Here is a 24476-nt window from a genome sequence, read left to right as displayed (position 1 = left end):
CACAACTTGCGACAAGGATTCAAAGGATTATGAAACAGTCCACATTTCACGTGAAGCGCACTTCCATATCGCTAGCGCTGGCTAGTGTTTTTGCACTTCCCGGCATTGCCAATGCCACCCCGAACTACGGGGAAGCGCTGCAAAAATCCATTTATTTCTACGAAGCCCAACAGGCGGGTGAACTTCCTTCGTGGAACCGGGTTGAATGGCGTGGTGACGCCACTGTCAACGATGGCAGCGATGTCGGACTGGATCTTTCAGGCGGCTGGTATGATGCTGGCGACCACGTCAAATTCGGCTTTCCGATGGCTGCCTCAGCCACCATGCTGGCCTGGGGTGTGGTCGAAAATCCACAAGCCTATGAAGCCTCCGGGCAGATGCAACACATCCGCAACAACCTGCGCTTTGTAGCGGACTACTTTGTGGCAGCTCATCCGGACGACAACACCTTTTACGGTCAGGTTGGCACTGGCTCATCCGATCACGCCTGGTGGGGCCCGGTTGAAGTTCTGGAAGCCACCGGCAAGGCAACCGCCACCCGTCCTTCCTATGCGATCTCCCCTACCTGTCCGGGAACAGATCTGGCCGGTGAAACTGCCGCTGCACTGGCGGCCATTGCCATGGTGTTTGCAGAAGACGATCCGGCCTATTCCAGCAAACTGCTGACTCATGCTGAATCCCTGTACCATCTCGCTGTGACCTACAAGGGCAAATACTCCGACTGCATCACCGATGCCTCCGGTTTTTACAATTCATGGAGTGGTTACCAGGACGAACTGGTGTGGTCTGCCGCCTGGCTGTATCGTGCCACCGGTAACAGCAGTTACCTGAGCGCAGCGACCAGTGCCTACAACAACCTGGGCACCACCTCTGGTGGCGTAAAATCCTATACCTGGACCCAGGCCTGGGATGACAAGTCCTATGGCTCTTACGTGCTGATGGCAAAACTGACTGGCAACAGCAGCTACCGCGCCGATGCCGAACGCTGGCTCGACTACTGGACCACCGGCTACAACGGCCAGCGTGTTTCCTATACCAGTGGCGGCCTCGCCCAGCTGGATCAATGGGGGGCCAACCGTTACGCTGCCAATACCGCCTGGATTGCCCTGGTGTATTCGGATTATCTGAAATCAGTAGACCCAACCAACAGCCGCGTTGACACCTACTACAACTTTGCCGTCAGCCAGCTGCAATACCTGCTGGGTGACAACCCGATGGGTATTCCGTACCAGATTGGCCTGACTGAAGACGGTCCGAAAAACCCGCACCACCGCACTTCCCATGGCAGCTGGTCTGACAGCATCAACAGCCCGACCGACAACCGTCACCTGCTGATTGGTGCACTGGTCGGCGGCCCGGGTTCCGGTGACAGCTATACCGACGACCGCAGTGACTACGTCGCCAACGAAGTCGCCACCGACTATAACGCCGGTTTCACCTCGGCACTGGCACGCCTGTATCTGGATTTTGGTGGTTCACCGATTGCGGAAGACCAGTTCCCGCCCGCCGAAACCCGTGATGATGAGTTTTACGTAGAAGCTGCGGTCAATTCTTCCGGCCCACGTTATGTAGAACTCAAGACCGTTGTGTACAACCACAGCGCTTGGCCTGCTCGCGTCAGCGACCATCTGACCATGCGTTACTGGGTCGATCTCAGTGCCGAAATAGCCGCCGGTTATGATGTTTCGGACGTCACCATCAGCAGCGGTTACAGCCAGGCCACCAGCATCAGCGCCCTGCAAAGCTGGGGCAACCCGGATGATCATATTTACTACATCGACATCTCGTTTGCCGGGGTAAATATTTTCCCGGGTGGCCAATCCGATTCGCAAAAAGAAGTGCAATTCCGTCTGTCGTTGCCAACCAACACGAACAGCAGCGATTGGGACAACAGTGCCGATCCATCATGGGACAACTACAGCAGCAGCCTGACCCAGACCAGCCGCATCGCCCTGTATGACAACGGCGAACTGGTATGGGGCGAAGAACCAAGCGCTGCCTGCGGTGCCGACACCGGCGTTAACTGTGCACCGGAAGCCGAGTCTCTGACCGTCACTGGCAGCTACAACACCACCCTCGGCATGACTCTGACAGGGACCGACAGCGACGGCTCCGTGACTGATTTTGTGATTGTCGATCAGCCACAGCACGGCACCATTGAATTCATCGTACCGGCCACCGGAACAGCATCTGCCTGGTATACCCCGGCATCCGGCTTCTTCGGCACCGACAGCTTCACCTATCAGGTGGTGGATGATCAGGGTGCCAGTTCAGCTGTGGCGACTGTCAACATCACCATTGAAGCACCTGTAGTTCCAGCCGTGACCATTCAGTCACCGACCGCAGGCACAGAAATTGAAGCGGGTAGCAACTTCACCCTGCAGCTTGCTTACAGCAATGCCGCCAGCGTCGAGATACAGATCAATGGCACCACGGTGGCCACTGAAGTCACCAGCAATCAGATCAACCTGCAGGCACCGGCCAGCACCGGCAACTTCACCCTGACCCTGATTGCACTCGATGACGAAGGCAACGAACTGGATGCCAGCAGCACTGTCACGCTGGTCGCCGTAGAACCACAACCCAACCAGGCTCCAGACGCTGCGTTTATCATCAGCAGCCAGTTCCTGGTGGTGGGTTTTGATGCCTCCGGCAGCAGTGATGCCAACGGCGATAGCCTGACCTACCAGTGGGACTTTGGTGACAACAGCAGCGCCACCGGTGTGACCACCAGCCACACCTACAGCAGTGCTGGCACCTATACCGTGACCCTGACCGTCAGCGACGGCGAAGACAGCACCAGTATCAGTCGTGAGATCAGCGTCGAAGCCGCCGTGAGTGGTGCGGTCAGCTGTGAAAACGGTAGCGGTGACATCTGGAATACCGGTGCGGTACTGAACAACATCAAGGTGACCAACCTGGGTGATACCAGCACCGACTGGAGTGTTGAGATTCCAGTAAATGGCGCTACTGCAATTCAACAAGCCTGGGGAGCAACGGTGGTATTAAGTGGCAATCGCCTGATTGCGACCGGTACAGGCCTGGCCGCTGGAGGCAGCCAGTTGTTTGGCATCCAGCTAGAGCACAGCGGTAACTTCAGTTACTCTGCTTGCATCAGTAACACCGACGACTCCGGTAGTGATGACTCAGGCACTGGTGGTTCTGATGACAACGGTGGTTCTAATGATGGTTCCGGCACAGGCAATACCCCTCAGGCGACCTGCAGCTTCGACGTCACAAGCGAATGGAACAGTGGATTTACTGGCCAGGTTACGATTACAAACACCAGTTCCACCACGATTAACGGCTGGAATACGTATTGGGTATTCAATGATGGCAGCACTTTTGCCAATGGCTGGAGTGCAAACTACTCCAGTAATGGCAATAGCGTCAGCGCCTCAGCCATGAGCTGGAACAGCAGTATCGCGCCAGGAGCGAGTGTTATCTTCGGCTTTAATGGTAATAAAGCTACTAACAGTAGCGCCGCTCCAAGTGTCGAAATTCTGGGCGATATTTGTAATTGACCAGTACGCATTGAGTTTTACCCTCGCACCCTTAACCCTTGGGTGCGAGGGCTTTTGCTTACGAGTTAACCTCTCCTGCCAACAAATTGGCCGCCAGCCCCACAAACACCAGCGCAGCCACCCGATTCAACCCCTTCTGGACATCAGGATTATGCACAAAACGGTCGTGTAACCTGCCCGCCAGCACCGCCAGCAAACCAAACGTCAGCAACGACACCAGAATAAACACCGCGCCCAGTACCAGTGTCTGGCTTGCCACCGAGCCCGCTTCGACATCGACAAATTGTGGCAAAAACGCCAGGAAAAAAATCGTCACCTTGGGATTGGTGATGTTCATCAGAATGCCACGCCGGTACAAACGTCCGAAACGCTCGCTCTGTGTAAACCCGGCCCCGGTATGACCTGCCCGCCAGCTGTTAACCGCCAGCCACAGCAGATACAAGGCACCCGCCACTTTCAACGTCGTAAAGGCAATGTGTGATGCCTGAATCAGCGCCGCTACTCCCACTACCACCAGCGACGTATGCACCAGCAACCCGGTGCACAGTCCCAGGGTAATCGCCCAACCACTGCGCCGCCCGGCCATGGCCGACTGGGCAACCACAAACAGATTGTCAGGGCCTGGTGCCAATGCCAACGCCAATGAGGTAAGGGCAAACAGTCCAATACTTTCTGGAACCACCATGTTGAGTTCATCCTGAGTTCAAATTCGGGCGTGAGCTTAAACAATCACCCGCAATTCAGCACTAACGTTGTGCTCCTGACAGGCAGATACACCCGACACTACCGTTCAGTTCAGCGAGATACCTGCCTTGTGTTAGTCTGATAGAGCTGGGGGATTGCCAATAGTCCTCCGGCATGACCATTTGCAGTACAGGAGCACAAACTGTGTTGAAGAACCAACCCCACCGTTCCCAACGCATCCTGCATATGGCAGCTCCCCGTTTTGAGCCTCGCCGCCCACCGGTTAAAGCTGCCACTCTGCCTGAAACAGAGACTTCAGGATCAGTTAACCGTAAGACCCCGACCTCCGCGTCACCCATAAAAACAACAACCTGAGCACATCAGAACCCAGCAGGACTCAAGAATCAGAGCCGTGTTAACACGGCCAACCCCGGCCAGTGCCCAATCAGGGCGCTGGCTTTTTGATATACGGATCCAGAAACGCCTGATTTCGCGGCCAGGCTAACCAAAATCGATATATGGCTATCGACCAATTTCCCGAATGTGGCACACTTTACCTATCGTTTTTGGGATAAAAGAGCGTCAAATTCTGGATATAACGATACTTCAACCGGATAGACACAGGATGTGACACGCAGCCGACGTACCGGCGAGGACTTACATGCAACTGGACAAACTGCAGTATGGCGCAGACGGCTGGTCCATGATCCGTCAGGCAATCGGCAATCCAGATAACGCATCCTTGATATTGGTCTTTGGTGACTCAGATCTATCCAATCCCAGACGTCTGTTAGACGAACTGCATCAACGCTATCCCAATGCATGGATCGCCGGAGCCTCGACCTGCGGCAATATTCTCGGCGACGAAATCAACCGCCACGAAGCTGTTGCCACTGCGATTCAGCTCCAGCAAGGATCTGTTCACTGCACCAGCCTGCCATTTGTCGCGGGTGACAATATCGAACGACTGGCCCAACGTCTGCACGACCAGTTACCCACCCCCCACCTGAAACACGTTTTGGTGTTCTCCGATGGCCTGCAGGTGAATGGTTCAGAGTTGGCCAGAGGCTTTAATCACTGCCCCCATCCCGTTACTGGCGGTCTGGCAGGTGATTCCACCCGTTTTGAAAAAACCTGGGTAATGGCCAACGACATGCCCGCAGCTGGGCAAATCGTGGCCATCGGACTGTACGGTGACAATATTCAGGTCGAGTGTGGCAGTTATGCTGGCTGGAGTGCCTTTGGCGCCAACCGCCGTGTTACCCGTTCGCAGGGCAACTGCCTGTATGAGCTGGATCATGAACCCGCCCTCGCCCTCTACAAACGCTACCTTGGTGATTTTGCCAACGAGCTGCCAGACAGCGGCATGCGCTTTCCGCTCTGTATCGAAACCGGACTCGAAGAAGAAGGGATTATTCGCACCCTGCTGGGCATTAACGAGGCCGAACAAAGCATCACTTTCGCCGGTGATATTCCAGAAGGCTGCACCGTACGGCTGATGCACCCGAACTTCAATCGTCTGATCGAAGGGGTCGCCAATACGGTTCAGGGCATGGCCAATCACAACCCGGAACAGCAACTGGGAACGGGGCTGGCGCTGGTGGTCAGCTGTGGCGGTCGTCGCAGCGTGCTGGGCGTTCAGACCGATGAAGAATTGGGGATTATCCGTGACCACCTGCCAGCCGATTTCTGGATCACTGGTTTTTATTCTTATGGCGAGCTGGGCCCACTGAAGTCCACCGGATCACATTGTCATCTGCACAACCAGACCGTTACGGTAACCTGCATTCATGAACACGGTCGGGAGGATTCACCGGCATGAGCATGCATCCATTACTGAAACGCCAGCTCAAACGTTATCTGAAAGAAAAAGCCGATGGCGAACTGCCTGATGATCTGCAGGCCCTGCTGGATCGAGTCAGTGACACCTACCAGCAAATGGACCGGGAACGACGTTTTTTCGAACACGTAATCAGTATGAATTCGCGCGAGCTGAACGACAAAAATCGCCAGCTTCGCCGCACATTGATGTGCCTGAACACTGCCCAGCGTATTGCCTCCACCGGCAGCTGGGCCATGGATCTGGGCACCGGCAAACTCACCGCCTCCAGCCAGTTACACCGCATTCTCAATCTGGCCTCCGGTCAGGATGTCAGCATCGGCTTGTTGCAACGCCTGATACATCCGGCCGATACCCACCTGGCCGACGCCTGCTTCACTGAAACCCTCAGTCATGGGCACTTCGACGCAGTGTACCGTTTGATAATTGATGACGAAATCCGCTTTGTCCACGAACATCGAGAGCTGGAATATGACCATCACCAGCGGCCGCTGCAGATTCATGCCACCCTGCAGGATGTCACCAACCAGAAAAAAGCCGAGCAGGAACTGAACCTCTACGCCGACGTGTTTCACAAAAGCGGCGAGGGTATTGCCCTGCTTAATGAACGGCAACAACTGGTTGCCGCCAACGACTCCTGGTTACGAATGACCGGCTTCTGTGCGAGCGACCTGCCGCTGAACTATGCTGGCATTCTGCTCAGCGAAGATAATCCTGCCGACCTGACTGGAGAAATCAGCCGAGCAATACGCCATCGCGGTTTCTGGCAAGGCGAGCTGCTGGGCCGCCGCAAGGACGGCAGCAGTTTCCCGCAACTGGTGTCGGTATCAGCCAGCAGTCTGGATGCCAGTTCACCGCATCATTACATCGTCAACGTAATCGATATCACCGAACGCAAGGAAGTTGAGAAGCGCATCCATCATCTTGCTCACCACGACGCACTGACTGGCTTGGTGAACCGCATCAGTCTTGATGAACGTCTGACATTTGCTATCAGTACGGCACGTCGTCATAACCATATGCTGGCGCTGATGTTTATCGACATGGATCGTTTCAAGATCATCAATGACACCCTCGGCCACGCCGCCGGTGATAACCTGCTCATAGAAGTTGGAAAACGCCTGCGTGATGCCGTCCGTGAGTGCGACATCGTCGCACGCATTGGTGGTGACGAGTTTGTGGTGGTCTTTACCGGCATCCAAAGCCGCAGTGCTGCGGCACCACTGGCGCGATTCCTGATTGAAAGCCTGAGTTTTCCCTACCGGTTTGAAGGGGCACCCATGATCAGCAGCCCAAGTATTGGCATCAGTTTGTATCCAAACGATGGTGATAACCTCGATGCCTTGCTGCGTGCTGCCGACACGGCCATGTACTTCGCCAAACAATCCGGCCGTAATCAGTACCGTTTCTTCAGTGACTGCCCGCCTAATCCCTGAGCCTGTTCTGATGGCTGAGGTCAGATACAACAAAAGCGGACATCTGGTTCAAGCATCCCTTTCGTCCACGCACATGTACACACTTGATTACAAAACATTCATCCATGGGTGTAATACCGATCAGTTAAGCACCCGTCGACATTCTTACACCTGGTTACCGCGTCGAATGGTCACGATCTGCTCGGCTTGTTAATTGGTTCTGCCGTATGAACTCATGGGTGCGCTTATCCACATTTTCTGTTGATAACTGCAGGAATAACTATTGCGTTACCAGATCATGCCTGCCTTCGAGCGAATAGATCAAAAAACATCCAACTGGATATTTGGCAGTCCTCTTATCGTCGGCATCAATACATCTTTTCGTGACAAACCCGCCATCACCTACCAAAGTCTTATACGTAGTCCGCGGGTCGGATTCCACCCAAATCCGCCATAACGAGCGGCTTGCAAAGCCGCATGGTTCGCGAGCCTTGCAATCATATTCGACCAACTACCTAGGTATTTTTACCAGGTATTTTTACCTATTACCGCAATCACACTACGTAGTTCACCCATAGGTGGTCGCAGTCACCCGTATAGCCTGAAAAAGTTCCAGACAGCACCATAAAAAAACCTGATGACCCGGGGATGCACCTGTTGCCTAAACAGAAGCCCCAAACCGGGTCCGACTGGAACCAACAAACAGGATAAGAACAAGATGCTGAAACTCGCTCAACTCAAGCGTGCAGTTGTAGCTGCCGTGTGCGGCTTGCTGCTGGCCAATGGCGCCCAGGCTGATGAAAAAGTCTACAAGCTGAAGCTGGCTGAAACCTGGCAGGCTGACTTCCCTATTTTCGGTGATGCGCCACGTAACATGGCAGCCATGGCTGAAAAAATGTCCAACGGCCGTCTGAAAATCACCATCGACTCCGCTAACAAGCACAAGTCTCCGTTTGGTGTGTTCGACATGGTCAAGGGCGGCCAGTACGACATGGGCCACTCTGCTTCCTACTACTGGAAAGGCAAAGTACCTAACACCCTGTACTTCACTACCATGCCATTCGGTATGACCGCGCCAGAACAGTACTCCTGGTTCTACTACGGCGGCGGTATGCAGCTGATGGAAAAAGTGTACGAGCCATTCGGCATCCTGAGCTTCCCAGGCGGCAACACCGGCAACCAGATGGGCGGTTGGTTCCAGAAAGAAATCAACAGCGTTGCTGACCTGCAAGGTCTGAAAATGCGTATTCCAGGCTTCGCAGGTGAAGTTCTGGCCAAACTGGGCGTGAGCCCTGTGAACATTGCTCCGGGCGAGCTGTACACCTCTCTGGAACGTCGCACCATTGACGCTCTGGAATGGGTTGGTCCTTCCCTCGACCTGCGTATGGGCTTCCACAAGATTGCTCCGTACTACTACACCGGCTGGCACGAACCTGCTACCGAACTGCAGTTCATGATCAACAAGAAGTCCTGGGACAAACTGCCAGCTGACCTGCAGGAAATCCTGCGTGTCGCCATGCGTACCGCTGCTTACGACATGTACATCCAGTCTTACCACGAATCTTCTGAAAACATGGCCGTTCTGGATACTGAATATCCAAACGTGAAGATCAAGACTTTCCCAGCTGACGTAATGGCGGCTATCGAAAAAGCCAACTCCGAACTGCTGGCCGAGAAAGCCAAAGAAGATCCACAAGCCAAGGAAATCCTCGATTCCCAGGCTGCTTACATGAAAAAAGCCCGTCGCTGGACCGACATCTCCGACAAGGCTTACCTGAACAGTATTTCTGCTCAGTAATCACCTCCTGACTCCCGCCGGATAGCCGCCCCCATAAGGATCGCGTGCTACCCGGTCGGGTTGCTGTACTACCCCCACCCGGGAGAAAACCCATGCTGCTTCGGGCTGAGCGTCTTATCAATCGCTTTTCCGACCTGCTCGGCAACATTTCGGCCGTGCTGTTTCTGCTGATGATGGTGAACGTGTTTGTTAACGTGGTTCTGCGTTACACCATGAACGTATCGTCGATTGCTTCCCAGGAAATGGAATGGCACCTGTTTGCCACCATGTTCATGCTGGGTATCCCTTACACCCTGCGTCACGACGGCCATGTTCGCGTTGACCTGGTGTATGAGCGTCTGCCAAACCACCTGAAGGACTGGATCGATATCCTCGGTGGTTTGCTGCTGTTGCTGCCATTCTGCGTGCTGATCGTGTGGTACGGCCTCGACTTCGCCAAAGAGTCCTGGATGCTCAACGAAACTTCCGGTGATCCGGGCGGCCTTCCGTACCGCTGGATTATCAAGTCGATGATTTCCTTTACCTTTTTCGCCACCGCCATTGCCGGTATCGGCATGATTCTCGGCAGCGTTAATGAGCTGCGCGGTGTGAAACACGACCACACCCGGAAGGTGACCCTATGATCGGTATTGTGATGTTTCTTGTGGCGCTGGTGATGCTGATGTTCGGCTTCCCAGTGGCCTTTACCTTCGGTGGTGTTGCACTGGTATTCGGTGTAATTGCAGAAGGTCCGGATATTTTCTCCTTCATGCCATTCCGTATTCAGGCGGTGATGGAAAACGTCACCATGATGGCGGTACCGCTGTTTATCTTCATGGGTATCGTTCTGCAGCGCACCAAACTGGCAGAGCAACTGCTCGAAGCCATGGGCAAGCTGTTTGGTGGTGTGCGTGGTGGTCTGGCCATTTCTACCGTTCTGGTAGGTGCCCTGCTGGCAGCCTCTACCGGTGTGGTAGGCGCGTCTGTGGTGGCCATGGGTCTGATCTCCCTGCCGGTCATGCTGAAGTACAACTACGATAAAGGCCTGGCCTGCGGCACCATCTGTGCTTCCGGTACTCTGGGACAGATCATTCCACCATCCATCATCCTGATCATTTTGGGTGACGTGATGGGTATTCCGGTGGGCGACCTGTTCCATGCTGCCATGGCGCCAGGTTTTATCCTGATCGGCGCGTACATCCTTTACATCCTGGTGTACAGCTTCCTGAAACCGGAAGTGGCTCCAGCCCTGCCAGCCGATGCCAATATTGAAAGCAAAGCGCAGTTGTACGCTCAGGCCATGAAAGCTATCGTGCCTCCACTGGCACTGATTCTGGTGGTTCTGGGTTCGATCTTTGCCGGTATTGCTACCCCTACCGAGTCTTCTGCTCTGGGTGGTATTGGTGCCGTTGGTCTGGCCGTTGCTTACGGTACCTTCAGCTGGAAAATGATTTACGAAGCCGCTGAAGAAACCGTCAAGATCACTGCGATGGTATTTGCGATTCTGATTGGTGCAACCGCCTTCAGTATGGCTTTCACCTACACCGGTGGCGACGCCATCGTTGAAGAAGTGCTGAGCAACCTGCCTGGTGGTGAAGTTGGCTTCCTGGTGCTGTCGATGGTGGCCATTTTTGTACTGGGCTTCTTTATCGACTTCGTGGAAATCAGTTTTATTATCGTACCGATTCTGCTGCCAGTGGCTGAAAGCCTGGGTATTGCTCCACTGTGGTTCTCAATTCTGATTGCCATGAACCTGCAAACCAGCTTCCTGACACCACCGTTCGGCTTCGCCCTCTTCTACCTCAAAGGGGTAGCACCAGCATCGGTGAAAACCGTCGATATCTACCGTGGCGTACTTCCATTTATCCTGATCCAGGTTGCTGTGGTGGTCTCGATTATGGTATTCCCGGAGTTCTACGGTCTGGTTGACTGATCTCCTACCCTGAAACAGCTGCCTGCGGGCAGCTGTTTTCTTTCAGAAGAAGCCTCTAACGTGCGTCTGTCATTCAAAGCCAAGATTCTGTTACTAACCATTCTGCCCATGGTCGCGCTGTCGCTGGCCATCAGCTGGATGTACCAGCGCCAGGCCCGGGAACTGACCGAACAGCACGTTGCCATTTTTGAAGAAAACCTCCTCGAAAGCCGCCGTCAGGCCCTGATCGACTACGTCAGCCTGGCCATGAACTCCATCAATCCAGTGCTGGAAGACATGCGCAACGGTCTGGAGCCCGCGCTTGGCGAGGAACGTATCAAACACATCCTGCGCGGTCTGACCTACGACAAGGATGGTTATTTCTTCTGTTACACCGCCGATGGCGTCAACCTGGTGCATTCCACCCAGCCCGACCTCGAAGGCAAGAACCTGATGGACCTGCAAGACGAAAACGGCCAGTACGTGATTCGTGATCTGCTGGCCATTGCCCGCAAGGGCGGCGGGTTTTATCAGTACCTGTGGCGCAAGCCCACCAACGGCCTTGATCAGGTCAAACTCAGTTACGTCATCACCATCCCCCGTATGGGCTGGATGATGGGCACCGGTATCTACGTCGATGACATCATCCGTCAGGTACAGGAAATGCGCTCCAAGGTGGCGGCCAACGCCCGCCGCAGTTTCTGGGCATCGACCATCATGCTGGTGGTTACCTTGTCGATGGTGGTACTGGTAGTGACACTGGTGAACATGCACACCGCCCAGCTGGCCGACCAGCGTCTGCAGGAACTGGCCAACCGTTTTGTGACGTTCCAGGTGATGCAACGCCGCAACTTTGCCCGTGAGTTACACGACGGCATCAACCAGCTGCTGGTTTCGACCAAGTTGCGTCTGAATCTGGCCGACAAGAAATGGCCAGATGACAGTGCTCTTGAACACCTCGGCAAAGCCATCGAACAATTGAACACCGCCATTCAGGAAGTACGCCGCATTTCCCATAACCTGCGCCCTATCCTGCTGGATGACCTTGGCCTTGAAGCGGCCTTGCACGGTTTGCTGGATGAACTGGAAGAAAACGCCGACATCAGCACCCGTCGCCACATCCGGATTCCGCGCCAGCGCCTGCCCGACGCCATCGAGATGACCATCTATCGGGTGGTGCAGGAAGCCATTACCAATATTCGCAAACACGCCGACGCCAACTTCGTCAGTATCAGCCTGCGCTCTGACCAACAGACCATCCAGCTGACACTGGGCGATAACGGCAAAGGATTTTCACCGGATACCGACAAAAGCGGTATCGGCATCATGAACATGAGGGAGCGGGTGGAACTGCTGGGAGGCAAGTTTTCTGTCCGCAATCGCCGTCGCGGCGGTACACTCATTCACGCAGTGTTCCAGCTTGATCCGGAACCCGATCTGACCAGGGAGCAATCCATTCGATGACCACCAACGGACGCCAGCCAATCCGTCTGATTATTGCCGATGACCACCCTATGGTGCGTGAAGGCCTGAAAGTCAGCCTTGAAAGTGAAAACTACATTCAGGTGCTGGCCGATGTCAGCAACGGCCGTGAAGCCCTCGACAAGGCCGCCGAGTTAAAACCGGACGTGGTACTGCTGGATATTTCCATGCCCGTTATGGGTGGCATTGAAGCCTGCGAACTGTTCCGCCAGCAACTGCCTGACATCCGCCTGTTGATTGTGACCATGCACGATAACCGCGAGTACATCCTCAAGGTGATTCAAGCCGGTGCGGCGGGATACGTGTTAAAAGACGTTCCCACCGAAGAACTGTTGCTGGCAGTGCAAACCGTGCATCAGGGCGGCACCTATTTCAGCTCCAGTGTGGCGCGCACGCTGTTCAGTGAATTTGGCGCCCCGGTCGCCGGCGGCAGCAGCAGTCAGCAGGTGTTAAGCCCGCGAGAAACCGATGTGCTGGCGTTGATCACCGAAGGTATGGGCAACAAGGAAATCGCCCGTGAACTCGACATTTCCGTCCGCACGGTTGAAGCCCATCGTCTGAAGATCAAACAAAAGCTGGGGATCTCCAACTCGGCCGGTCTGATTCGTTATGCCCTTGATCGTGGCATTGGCAAAAGCGCTGGTTAATGACCGCGTCTATGGTGCCGGGGTTTCGCCTGGCACTTGCCCCCCTGAAATACGCCCACTGAAATACGCCCACTGAAATACGCCCACTGAAATACGCCTGCTGATAGACAACGGCTCATCAGCAGACACGCCGATGGCTATCCGGGTTAGAATCCCCGCCCCTTTGCTTACCAACCATCTACTGTATGACTCCCGGCAAACGATTGCTGCGACTGGCCGAACTCGCCGGTACCGGTTACCAACACATCTGGGATGGCTGCTGTGATCACGGCCAGCTGGGCGCTGCCCTGCTCGACCGCCATGCCGCCAACACCCTGCACTTTGTGGATATTGTTCCGGCCCTGATGAATGAACTGGCGCAACGTCTCAGCCAGTGGTACCCACAGGCCAACTGGCAATGCCATTGCCTTGATGTTGCTCAGCTGCCATTGCAGCACTACTCCGGCCACCAGCTGCTGATCATTGCCGGTGTGGGTGGTGATCTGATGGTACGCATGCTGAATCAGCTGGCCTCCGCCATTTCGGGTCTGAATCTTGAGTTGCTGTTATGTCCTGTGAATCACTGTCAGGATGTTCGTACAACCCTGCGGGAGCTGGGCTTTGGCCTTCTGCACGAAGAGTTGCTGGAAGAAAACCGACGCTGTTACGAACTGATCAAGGTGCGCGTACCGCCGCATTCATTGGCCTTGCCGAGCCTGGTGGGGGATGCCATGTGGCACGATCAGCGCGCCGGGCAAGCGGAGGTGGCACGTCGATATATGACCCGGACCCAAGCGCATTTGCAGCGAATTCAGGCCGGTGGCAAAGAAGACGTCAGCCCATGGCTCGACGCATTGCAGGCGATTCAGCTGCCCTGACGTTTAAAAAAATGCCGCTCCGGCAGGAGTACACAGGAGCGGCCAAGTGTTTGACAGCAGGTCAAACCGGGAGCCACCAGGATCACTGGTGGACTGAGATGAGACGATAAAACATAGGCGGCCAACAGGATAAAAGCCGCCTCACTACCCGATTGGAGTGGGAGATCTCCGTTCAGGTGAATAGATCAGGTGAATAAAAAGGGGCGCAACGAGCTGCGCCCTGGCCGTTTATTCCGCGGCCGCAATCAGACTGGCGTTACCACCAGCCGCTGTGGTGTCGATACACAGGTGACGTTCCAGCAGCAGACGGTGCGGGTCTTTCACCTCACTGATCAGTGGCAGAATTTCACCATCACGCTCAGCCAGCGCCATGCGGTATTCACGCATGGTTTTTGGATCGGCGTTACACACCACGGCCTTATAACCATCAACACGGGTCAGTGCCTGAGGCATCAGACGACCGTCCAGCGCTTCCAGTGGCAGATCGTGTTTGCCCAGACGCGCAACCGCTTCTGCAGCACCCGGCGCCACCAGCACCACACGGTTACCCGTGGCCAGTGCCAGTGCCGCCTGTTGCAGGCCGGCTTCCAGACCAGGGCCGAGTACCAGCACAACACCACGAGCGTGGAAGGACAAACGGTTCAGTTCACCGGTTGGCCCAGGCAGGTTGATGGCATCCAGATGTGGCACGTCGATACGCACACCCAGTGGGCGGAACAGCGCATTCACACGATCACCAACAGTCAGAATCACATCAGCAGCACACGAACGCTCTTGCAGACTGGTGATGGCACGGGTCAGCGGTACTGCACCCAGCATTTCGCCTTCGGCTACCATCACTTCCGCTTCACCACTCTGACGCAGGAAACGCGGCAGGTAGTTCGGACCACCGGCTTTTGGACCAGTACCGGACAGACCTTCACCACCAAACGGCTGAGAGCCCACAATCGCACCGATCTGGTTACGGTTGACGTAGCAGTTACCCACCTTGATCTTCGCGGTGATCTCTTCCACACGGGTGTCCATACGGGTGTGCAGACCAAAGGTCAGGCCATAACCCTTATGGTTCACAGCGTCGATCACAGAATCGATCTCACCGGCACGGAAAGTAGCCACGTGCAGAACAGGGCCGAAGATTTCTTCTTCCAGCTCTTCAATGCCCTTCACCCGAATCACGGTTGGGGACACAAACAGACCGGCTTCCGGCAGTTTCATGGTTTTGGTGACCTTGCCTTCGCGGGCCTTGGTAGCCACCCAGGTTTCAATGCGCTGACGCGCCGCCTGATCAATCACCGGACCAATATCCGTGGTCAATTCCCACGGGTTGCCCAGATTCAGCTCTGCCATCGCGCCGTACAGCATTTCCAGCAAGTTAGGAGCGATGTCTTCCTGCACGTACAGCATCCGCAGGGCGGAACAACGCTGACCAGCACTCTGGAACGCCGATGCCACCACATCCCGTACAACCTGTTCTGGCAGTGCGGTGGAGTCCACCACCATGGCATTCAGGCCACCGGTTTCGGCAATCAGAGGAGCGTCCGCCGCCATCACACCACTCATGGTGCGGTTGATGATCTGGGCAGTGCGGGTCGAGCCGGTGAAACACACACCGTCAATGCGCGCATCGTTGGTCAGTGGCGCACCGACGGCCACACCACTGCCCGGCAGCAGCTGAACCACACTGACCGGAATACCGGCTTCGTGCATCAGTTGTACGGCACGGGCGGCAATCAGCGGAGTCTGATCCGCCGGTTTGGCCAGTACGGCGTTACCTGCGGCAACCGCCGCCAGAATCTGACCGGTGAAAATCGCCAGCGGGAAGTTCCATGGAGAAATACAGGTAATCACACCACGAGCACGCAGAGCGTTGTCATCGCCCTGACCGTTACGCAGCGACAGCAGTTGCTGGGCGTAATAACGGGCAAAGTCGACGGCTTCGCGAATTTCAGCAATGGCATCCGGCAGGGTTTTACCGGCTTCACGACAGGCCAGCGCGAAGAATTCCACCGCGTGTTCTTCGTACAGGTCGGCAATACGGTTCAGCACCACCGCCCGCTGTTCCGCACTGGTGCTGCTCCAGCGCAGGTAACCGGCGCGAGCGGCACGAATGGCATTCTCAATATCAGCAGCCGAGGCAACACTGACCTGGCCGACCTGATCCTGCGGATTGGCCGGGTTAAACACCGGTTGGGCGCTACCAATGGCGATTGGAGCCGTCTGTTCACCTTCAACTGCAGCGACCATCGGCGCAGCCAGCCACTGGCGATCGGCAAATTCATCACGGGCAGCCAGCAGTGCCTGCAGACGATCCGGCGCACTCAGGTCCCAACCACGGGCGTTCTTGCGATCGGTGCCAAACAGCTGCTCTGGACGACGGATCACCTGGCTTGGTGTCACACCACCACGGGCGGCAATACGGGCAAACGGATCGGTAGCGATGTCTTCCGGTGAAATACGGGTATCGACAATCTGGTTCACAAACGAGCTGTTGGCACCGTTTTCCAGCAGGCGACGCACCAGATAAGCCAGCAGGTCCTTGTGTTCGCCGACCGGCGCGTAAATACGGCAGCGGGTGTTGTTGCCGGTCAGCACGGAATCGTGCAGGGCTTCACCCATGCCGTGCAGACGCTGGAATTCCCACTGGGTTGGCTTCAGATGGGAAGACATGTTCAAAATGGCGGCCACCGAATGGGCGTTGTGGGTCGCAAACTGCGGGTAGATCACATCGGTCATACCCAGCATTTTTTCCGCACAACACAGGTAGGACGCATCGGTGTGCACCTTGCGGGTGTAAACCGGGAAACCATCCAGCCCCATGGTCTGGGCACGCTTGATCTCGGCATCCCAGTACGCACCTTTCACCAGACGGATCATGATGCGACGGTTCAGGCTCTTGGCGAGGCTGTACAACCACTGGATAACGTACGGTGCACGTTGACCAAAGGCCTGCACGACCACACCAAAACCTTCCCAGCCTTCCAGTTCCGGATCACGCAGCACGGCTTCGATCACATCCAGCGACAGATCGAGACGGTCGGCTTCCTCGGCGTCGATGTTAAAGCCCATGTTGGCCTTGGCAGCCTGACGCGCCAGCTGACGAGTGCGGTCCACCAGCTCGTTCATTACCCGCTCGCGCTGAGCAATTTCATAACGTGGGTGCAATGCTGACAGTTTTACCGAGATACCCGGGTTTTCACCGATGGTCTTGTGAACACACAGCGGGGTCAGAGCACTGATGGCGCGGGAATAGGAATGCAGGTACGCAATAGCGTCTTCGTCGGTACGCGCCGCTTCACCCAGCATGTCGTAGGAATAGGTGTAACCACGTTTTTCCAGACGGGTAGCACGGTCGGTCGCTTCCTTGATGTTACGACCCAGAACGAACTGGCGACCCAGTTCTTTCATGGCTTGTGCCACGGCCATACGCACAACCGGTTCACCCAGACGTTTCACCAGACCACGCAGGGTGCTACTGATGCCCTGTTCGTCGACCGGCCCAATCAGTTTGCCGGTCAACATCAGTGCCCAGGTAGAGGTGTTCACCAGCGTGGAGGCAGAAGCGCCCAGGTGTTCACGCCATTCACCAAAGGCCACTTTATCTTCAATCAGGGCATCAATGGTGGAGGCATCCGGCACCCGCAGCAGCGCTTCGGCCAGACACATCAGAGCCACCCCTTCACGGGTATTCAGGCCGTATTCGGCGAGGAAGTTTTCCATCAGGCTTGGGGTGCTGTCGTTACGAACACGACGAACCAGCTCGGCCGCCTGGCGGGAGATCGCAGCCCGCTGCTCGTCACCCAGACCCGATCCGGCGATCAGGGTGCCCAGCGCCTGCTGTTCATCTTTGAGATAGAACTGCCGAATGGTCTGGCGGATACTTTCGAGTTCGGACTGCATGGATATTTCCTCAACAAGTAATGGAAAGTCTGGACGAGTGCCGACACTTTTGCCCGCACTCTGATAACCCCATTCTAGCCATGGAAAAAAGTCGTTTTTCCTTTAATGGAAACTTATGAAGACATATGAACCGTATTTTCAACAATGTTTAAAACATTGTTTTATTTTATACAAATAATAAAGTCGTTTTTACTTTATAGTGCTGCCATTGTTTTGCTCTGAAAATGTCAATAAAAACGTTCTTTTTCACCGTATTACGACCTCAATATCAGCAGCATACCAGTCCGGCCAACACTCCAACCAACACAGCCCAAACCGCTGAGAATTACTCAGAAATGACAAAAGGCTGAATCACGCTCCATGCCATCAATACCGGCAACGCGCCAGTAATCAGACAAAGGCAACCAGACAAAGGAATCGATACTTCAGCCCGGCAAACCCATCAGCCTGGTAAAAAACATCAGTCCGGTAAAAAACAGACCCATAAAAAAAGGAGCCCGAAGGCTCCTCTTTTTTGTGTGTCGGTTTATCGCTTCAACCAGAACGGTATTGGCCCCGTACCAGTATCGCGAATCAAACCCGCCAGGCTCAGGAACGAACCTCGGCAACCACTTCATCAAACTTGCGCTGGATAGAAGCAGACGGTGCTGCAGTTGCCAGCGTGGCAACAACAATCGCGATGCTGGCGAAGATCATGCCCGGAATGATCTCGTACAGATCAAACCAGCCGCCAGACAGTTGCTTCCAGATCACCACAGTCAGACCACCCACCAGAATACCGGCCAGAGCACCCGCCGTGTTCATACGCTTCCAGTACAGAGCGAAGATCAGAGCCGGACCAAACGCCGCACCGAAACCAGCCCAGGCATAGGAAACCAGACTCAGTACGCCGGAATCCGGGTCCATGGCCATCCAGGTAGCCAGAACAGCAATCGCAATTACCGCGATACGACCGACGTTTACCAGGCGCTCCTGGGTTGCATCCTTGTGGAAAATCGCCTTGTAGTAGTCTTCCGCCAGAGCCGAAGAAGCCACCAGCAGCTGGGAGTCAGCCGTACTCATCACCGCCGCCAGAATGGCCGCCAGCAGAACACCTGCAATAACAGGGCTGAACAGGGCATTTACCAGCACCATAAATACGGTTTCAGTGTCTTCCAGACCACCTTTCAGGTAAGCAATACCAAACAGACCAATAGCCAGGGAACCTGCCATGGACAGACCAGTCCAGGCTACCGCGATGCGGCGGGCAGTCGGAACGTCGTTCTTGCTGGCGATGCCTTTGAAACGCGCCAGAATGTGTGGCTGACCGAAGTAACCCAGACCCCAGCCCAGCAGCGACAGAGTACCAATCAGGGTAATGCTGGTACCGTCAGCATTGGTGAACATATCCAGCAGTTCAGGATTTTTCGCTTCAATAATGGCGAACGCTTCGGATGCACCACCCACTTCGTTCATGGCAATCACCGGCACCAGCATCAGGGCACCAACCATCAGCAGACCTTGCACCACGTCAGTCCAGGATACCGCCAGGAAACCACCAAACAGGGTGTAGGAAATCACCGCAAACGCACCTACCAGTACGGCGATGTGGTAATCAAGACCAAACACGGTCTGGAACAGTTTGCCACCGGCAACCAGGCCAGAGCTGGTATAGAACAGGAAGAACACCAGTACGAAGAACGCCGACACCAGACGCAGGGCGTGGTTATGGTTTTCGAAACGTTTTTCGAAGAATGCTGGCAGAGTCAGGGCATCGTCAGCACGGTGAGAGTAAACACGCAGACGCTGGGCAACCAGCAGCCAGTTCAGCCAGGTACCAACCAGCAGACCACCCGCCAGCCAGAACGCTCCAAAACCGGCACTCATGGCATAACCCGGCAGACCCAGCAGCAACCAGCCACTCATGTCGGAAGCACCGGCACTCAGGGCGCTCGGGAAAGGTCCAAGACTACGACCGCCCAATACATAATCAGACAGGTCACTGGTGCGCCGCCAGGCGACAATCCCGATACCCAGCATCAAGGCCAGGTAGAGTACAAACGTCAGGGTAACCATCAATTATCCTCTTGCTCTTATTAAACTTCATTATTGATTCAGGAGTGCGCCTTATCGGTCGCTAAAACCTGTGCCGAACCCGACTCCGCTAACCATTTCAGACCCGCACAACCGGGACCTCCCTGGCAAAGGGACACCGGCATGGCGGCCACCAGCAAAGCCCTGTAGCATGGCTGGTGGACGGGTCCGGCACAGGTGAAATGCATCGACCGGAACAACAAACTGTTCCGCTCTGAATCCGGATGCCGCGGGGCTGAGTCATTAATTGTCTCACTTCCGGCAACAGTATCGAATGCAATCCACAAACGAGAGCCTAAAACAAATGTTCAGGTCGAATTCCCTATAAAATGCAAAAATGCGGGAATTTATCGTTAAATTATCGGTTCTTGCAGGATTTTTTACGGAAAATAGTCCATACGGAGTGAATCCGTCCATTCGCACTTTCTGGTGCAACATTTCCTGCCAACGCCCATTTACGGGCAAAAAAGCCCTTTACTATTGTCCCATATTAGTGCACAACACTGCGATTCGCACCATCACAACGCAGTCACTCAAAAAGATCTGCACGGAACTTTTCGACCTTACGTCATTCAGCCGTCATCTTGATCTGTTCCGACTGGCACAGGTTTTTCCGCCAGCGACCCATTCATGAATACCAGCGGCGGCACACTAACCCCCGAATCACAGGCATAAAAAAGCCCCGTCGAATCTGCTGTTGGAGAGGCAGCAAACCCGACGGGGCGAACCAGCATTCAGGATATTACAAAGGGCTTGTTACAAGTCCGATTGGCTTACACCGGGTTCAGTACCGATGGTGTGCAGAACTCACCGAGCACCGCCAGCGCCACCGAGAACAGGGCACAATCCCCCTGCCCGGCAGCTTGCAGGTCGGCCAGTGTTTGCCGCCAACGTGCCAGTGTCAGACCCTGTTGCTGTAACCAGGCACCTACTTCTGCAGCATCACCGCCGGTTTCAGCCAATGCAGCCTGGGTGATTTCACGCAGACGGGCATCCAGCTCACGACGGTAGCCCTTGATCGCCAGCGTCTGCCAACGCCCTCCACCGGTCACCTTGCGCAGCTGTTCATCCAGCCAGGTCAGCTCCAGCGTGGTGCCGAGGGCAAAATACACCCGCGCCACCGGCTCCAGACCACCCTCACGACCATGGCTGATATCCACGATGTCCAGCAGCCAGTAGAGGCTTTCAGCCGCCGCCGCGAACAACGCCGTTGTTACCGGTACTCCGGCGTTTTGCCACTGTTCAAACTGCGGACGCCAGCGGCTATCCGGAATCAGGCTGGACAATACATCCGGTGATACCAGCCATTCCGTGGCCAGCGCGCCGCGATCGGACAGCGCAGCCAGCGCGTCCACCGTAGGTGCATAACGCAGCAACCACAGGGTCGAGCGTTCCATCAACTGCATCACTGCCTGCATCATGGCCTTGCGAACCGGTGCTGCAACCTGATCATCCAGCGCCTCAATCGCCTGCCAGTGACGATCGATATCAAACAGGCGGCAGGCCACTCGCCAGGCCGCAGCAATTTCACCGAGGTCATGACCACACAGATTGCGCAGACGCCAGGCGAAGGTGATACCAGCACGGTTGACCAGATCATTGGCCATGGCCGTGGCCACCAGCTCGCGACGCAGCGGGTGTTGTTCCAGCGCATCCGGGAAACGTTTCAGCAGCACCGCCGGCAACATGGACGCCACCGCATCGGCAAATACCGGATGACGGCTGACCGGGCTGCGCAGCAAGGCCTGCTTCAGTTCGATCTTGGCGTACGACAACAGCACCGCCAGCTCAGGACGCGACAACACCATGCCGGTATCCCGACGGGCTACCAGTGCCTCGTCATCCGGCAGATATTCCAGCGCCGGGTCGAGCAGTCCCTGCTGCTGCAGGAAACGCTGATAACCCGCAAATTCCTCGCCCTGATCACGACTCTGCACCAGCGCCAGCTCAACTGCCTGAGCCTGGCGATAGTTGCTGGCCAACACCAGCGCCGCGACATCCGCGGTCATTTCCTGCAGCAGGCGATTACGATCCTCCACACTGAGCCGTGCCTGCTTGACCTGTTCATCCAGCAGCACCTTGATGTTCACTTCGTGGTCGGAGCAATCCACACCAGCAGCGTTATCAATAAAATCGGTGTAACAGGCACCACCACGCAACGAGAACTCAATACGCGCCAGCTGGGTGAAACCGAGGTTGCCACCTTCACCAATCATGCGGGCACGCAGCTCATTGGCGTTAATACGCACAGCATCGTTGGCCTTGTCGCCAACATCGGCGTGGTTTTCTCGACTGGCCTTGACCCAGGTGCCAATACCACCATTCCAGATCAGATCCACCTCAGCCATCAGCAACACCCGAATCAGTTCGTTCGGCGTGATGCGCTCAACGCTGATGCCAAAACGACGCTGCATAGCGGCCGACACCGGAATCCAGCGGGCGTTGCGGGCAAATACACCGCCGCCTTCGGAAATCACCTCCGGGCGATAATCCATCCAGGTCGAACGTGGCAAGGCAAACAGACGCTGACGTTCGGCAAATGCCGCCGCCACATCCGGTTCCGGATCAACAAAAATATGCTGATGGTTAAAGGCCGCCAGCAAGCGCAGACGCGGTGCCAGCAACATGCCATTGCCGAACACATCACCACTCATATCACCAATGGCAATGGCGCTGAGGCTGTCCAACTCGGCATTCATACCCAGTTCACGGCAATGACGGCGCACCGATTCCCACGCACCACGGGCGGTGATGCCCATGCCCTTGTGGTCGTAACCGTGGCTGCCGCCAGAGGCAAACGCATCCCCCAGCCAATAGCCGTATTCCGCGGCAATGGCGTTGGCAATATCGGAGAAACTGGCCGTGCCCTTGTCGGCCGCCACCACCAGATACACGTCGTCGGCATCGTGACGACGGGTCATTGGCGGATGCACCACCTGGCCTTCGACCAGGTTATCGGTCAGATCCAGCAAGCCACGGATAAAGGTCTGGTAACAACGAATGGCTTCGGCCTGGATTTCCTCGCGGGAAGCCTCTTCCGGCAGCTGTTTGCAGACAAATCCACCTTTGGCCCCCACCGGTACAATTACCGAATTTTTTACCTGCTGGGCCTTCACCAGACCCAGCACTTCGGTGCGGTAATCTTCCGGACGATCCGACCAGCGCACGCCACCACGAGCGACTTTGCCAGCCCGCAGGTGCACACCTTCCATCGACGGTGAATACACAAAGGTTTCATAAGCAGGACAAGGCTTGGGCAAATCGGGCAGGTCAGCGCCACGAATGCGGAATGCCCAGAAATTCCGCAACTCACCCGCCTCATCCTGACGCCAGGCGTTGGTGCGGGTAGTCGCCACCATTACCTGCAGGAAGCGACGCAGGATGCGGTCTTCATCGAGACTGGCGACGGTTTCCAGGTGACGCTCAACGACGTCATACGCCGCCTGTTCGTTATCCTGGTTACCCGGCTCGAAACGGGCGCGGAAGAAGGCCAGCAAAGCAGCCGTGATGTGTGGATGACGGAACAGCACATCCGCCAGATAGGTCTGGCTGAAGCCAAAACGAATCTGTTTGATATAGCGGGCACAAGCGCGCAGCAGAGTAATTTCGCGCCAGTCGAGACCTGCTACCAGCGCCAGACGGTTAAAGCGGTCGTTTTCGGCATCCCCGTACCAGACTCGCGCAAACAGGGTTTGCAAACGCTCCCACAAACCTTTCTGATCCACTGGCAACAGCGCCAGCTGAACCCTCACCTCACTGACCCAGAACACCTGCTGGCGACGGGTTTCAATACGATAAGGATGTTCGGTCAGCACCCGCAGACCGAGGTTTTCCAGCACCGGAATCACATCGGACAGGGCCGGCTGCTGGGCCGCACTGTATAAACGAAAACTCACCGACTGACCTGCACTGGCGGCCAGATCGGAGTCAAAACGGATAGCAACCGGCTTTTCAGCAGTCAGATTGGCCATAACCAGCACATCCGCCAGCGCCTGCTGACCACTGAAGGCTTCGCAATAGGCAAACGGGAAAGCACGGTCAAAACGCAGCCAGGATGAATCCTGATGACGGGTTGCCAGTTGGTCCAGCAACGGCAGCATTTCCAGGTTCCAGCGCTGGAAACGGGCAAACGCACGCTTTTCCAGACGCTGCGGACGCGGGCCGCCGCTACTCGTGTGGCCGTCGTCGCCCTCGTCGGTCAGTTCGCGGGACGATTCCGGATGAATGTCAGACACCTCAACCTGCGTCGCAGACAGGTCAGATCGGTCGTTCATGATAAACAGGCTCCTTGATGCCATAGGGGGTTCGGAAACTCGGGGATTGAGTTTCGGCGACGTCAGTCTAACCCGGAGCCAGAAGTCGAATTTC

At 55.7% G+C, this 24476-nt stretch carries 13 protein-coding genes; 9 read left to right on the top strand and 4 right to left on the bottom strand.

Annotated features, from left to right (window positions below; translation table 11 throughout):
- Positions 1–29 precede the first annotated feature (29 nt).
- The gene (locus OUO13_RS16060) at positions 30–3524 is read left to right on the top strand and encodes a glycoside hydrolase family 9 protein (protein ID WP_283174906.1); all 3495 of its coding nucleotides are present in this window, start codon (positions 30–32) and stop codon (positions 3522–3524) included.
- A 58-nt stretch (positions 3525–3582) separates the two neighbouring features.
- Here OUO13_RS16060 and OUO13_RS16055 read toward each other — a convergent pair whose 3' ends face one another.
- Positions 3583–4209: a LysE family translocator gene (locus OUO13_RS16055; RefSeq protein WP_283174905.1), complete on the bottom strand. Its 627-nt coding sequence runs from the start codon at positions 4207–4209 to the stop codon at positions 3583–3585.
- A 660-nt stretch (positions 4210–4869) separates the two neighbouring features.
- Between OUO13_RS16055 and OUO13_RS16050 the strand changes: the two genes are divergently transcribed.
- From OUO13_RS16050 to OUO13_RS16015, 8 genes are all read left to right on the top strand, one after another.
- The gene (locus OUO13_RS16050; RefSeq protein ID WP_283174904.1) at positions 4870–6030 is read left to right on the top strand and encodes an FIST signal transduction protein; all 1161 of its coding nucleotides are present in this window, start codon (positions 4870–4872) and stop codon (positions 6028–6030) included.
- A complete protein-coding gene (locus OUO13_RS16045) occupies positions 6027–7484 on the top strand; it encodes a sensor domain-containing diguanylate cyclase (protein ID WP_283174903.1) in 1458 nt (485 codons plus the stop codon). The genes OUO13_RS16050 and OUO13_RS16045 overlap by 4 nt, the downstream gene beginning before the upstream one ends.
- Before the next feature lie 697 nt (positions 7485–8181).
- On the top strand, positions 8182–9261 hold the full coding sequence (locus OUO13_RS16040; protein ID WP_283174902.1) for a TRAP transporter substrate-binding protein: 1080 nt from the start codon (positions 8182–8184) through the stop codon (positions 9259–9261).
- Between the two features lie 92 nt (positions 9262–9353).
- Complete coding sequence (locus OUO13_RS16035) at positions 9354–9884, top strand: TRAP transporter small permease subunit (RefSeq protein ID WP_283174901.1); 531 nt, start codon at positions 9354–9356, stop codon at positions 9882–9884.
- On the top strand, positions 9881–11173 hold the full coding sequence (locus tag OUO13_RS16030) for a TRAP transporter large permease (RefSeq protein ID WP_283174900.1): 1293 nt from the start codon (positions 9881–9883) through the stop codon (positions 11171–11173). Before OUO13_RS16035 ends, OUO13_RS16030 begins: the two co-directional genes overlap by 4 nt.
- A 60-nt stretch (positions 11174–11233) precedes the next feature.
- Positions 11234–12616 carry a cache domain-containing protein gene (locus OUO13_RS16025; protein WP_283174899.1) on the top strand — a complete coding sequence of 461 codons (1383 nt, stop codon included), beginning with the start codon at positions 11234–11236 and terminating at the stop codon, positions 12614–12616.
- Positions 12613–13281 carry a response regulator transcription factor gene (locus tag OUO13_RS16020; RefSeq protein WP_283174898.1) on the top strand — a complete coding sequence of 223 codons (669 nt, stop codon included), beginning with the start codon at positions 12613–12615 and terminating at the stop codon, positions 13279–13281. Before OUO13_RS16025 ends, OUO13_RS16020 begins: the two co-directional genes overlap by 4 nt.
- Positions 13282–13466: 185 nt before the next feature.
- Complete coding sequence (locus OUO13_RS16015) at positions 13467–14138, top strand: tRNA (adenine(22)-N(1))-methyltransferase TrmK (RefSeq protein ID WP_283174897.1); 672 nt, start codon at positions 13467–13469, stop codon at positions 14136–14138.
- A 228-nt stretch (positions 14139–14366) separates the two neighbouring features.
- On the opposite strand, the gene putA is transcribed toward OUO13_RS16015, so the two are convergent.
- The 3 genes from putA to OUO13_RS16000 all read right to left on the bottom strand — a co-directional run bounded on the left by putA (position 14367) and on the right by OUO13_RS16000 (position 24382).
- Positions 14367–18035, bottom strand: a complete 3669-nt coding sequence (gene putA, locus OUO13_RS16010) for a bifunctional proline dehydrogenase/L-glutamate gamma-semialdehyde dehydrogenase PutA (protein WP_283174896.1) — start codon at positions 18033–18035, stop codon at positions 14367–14369.
- A 588-nt stretch (positions 18036–18623) separates the two neighbouring features.
- Entirely contained in the window at positions 18624–20090 is a 1467-nt protein-coding gene (putP, locus tag OUO13_RS16005) for a sodium/proline symporter PutP (protein WP_283174895.1), read from the bottom strand.
- Between the two features lie 791 nt (positions 20091–20881).
- Positions 20882–24382: an NAD-glutamate dehydrogenase domain-containing protein gene (locus OUO13_RS16000; RefSeq protein ID WP_283174894.1), complete on the bottom strand. Its 3501-nt coding sequence runs from the start codon at positions 24380–24382 to the stop codon at positions 20882–20884.
- Between the last annotated feature and the right edge of the window lie 94 nt (positions 24383–24476).

Origin of the sequence: Parathalassolituus penaei, from assembly GCF_026626885.1 — a bacterium.
In the GTDB taxonomy this organism is placed as follows: Bacteria; Pseudomonadota; Gammaproteobacteria; order Pseudomonadales; family Oceanobacteraceae; genus Oceanobacter; species Oceanobacter penaei.
The sequence above is the reverse complement of the archived record's forward strand: the minus strand, read 5'-3'. Positions and strand labels throughout refer to the sequence as shown.

Excerpts from the sequence above, each read along its gene's own strand:
- OUO13_RS16060 (WP_283174906.1), top strand. The coding sequence starts at position 30 with ATGAAACAGTCCACATTTCACGTGAAGCGCACTTCCATATCGCTAGCG.
- OUO13_RS16055 (WP_283174905.1), bottom strand. The coding sequence starts at position 4,209 with ATGGTGGTTCCAGAAAGTATTGGACTGTTTGCCCTTACCTCATTGGCG.
- OUO13_RS16050 (WP_283174904.1), top strand. The coding sequence starts at position 4,870 with ATGCAACTGGACAAACTGCAGTATGGCGCAGACGGCTGGTCCATGATC.
- OUO13_RS16045 (WP_283174903.1), top strand. The coding sequence starts at position 6,027 with ATGAGCATGCATCCATTACTGAAACGCCAGCTCAAACGTTATCTGAAA.
- OUO13_RS16040 (WP_283174902.1), top strand. The coding sequence starts at position 8,182 with ATGCTGAAACTCGCTCAACTCAAGCGTGCAGTTGTAGCTGCCGTGTGC.
- OUO13_RS16035 (WP_283174901.1), top strand. The coding sequence starts at position 9,354 with ATGCTGCTTCGGGCTGAGCGTCTTATCAATCGCTTTTCCGACCTGCTC.
- OUO13_RS16030 (WP_283174900.1), top strand. The coding sequence starts at position 9,881 with ATGATCGGTATTGTGATGTTTCTTGTGGCGCTGGTGATGCTGATGTTC.
- OUO13_RS16020 (WP_283174898.1), top strand. The coding sequence starts at position 12,613 with ATGACCACCAACGGACGCCAGCCAATCCGTCTGATTATTGCCGATGAC.
- OUO13_RS16015 (WP_283174897.1), top strand. The coding sequence starts at position 13,467 with ATGACTCCCGGCAAACGATTGCTGCGACTGGCCGAACTCGCCGGTACC.
- putA (WP_283174896.1), bottom strand. The coding sequence starts at position 18,035 with ATGCAGTCCGAACTCGAAAGTATCCGCCAGACCATTCGGCAGTTCTAT.
- putP (WP_283174895.1), bottom strand. The coding sequence starts at position 20,090 with ATGGTTACCCTGACGTTTGTACTCTACCTGGCCTTGATGCTGGGTATC.
- OUO13_RS16000 (WP_283174894.1), bottom strand. The coding sequence starts at position 24,382 with ATGAACGACCGATCTGACCTGTCTGCGACGCAGGTTGAGGTGTCTGAC.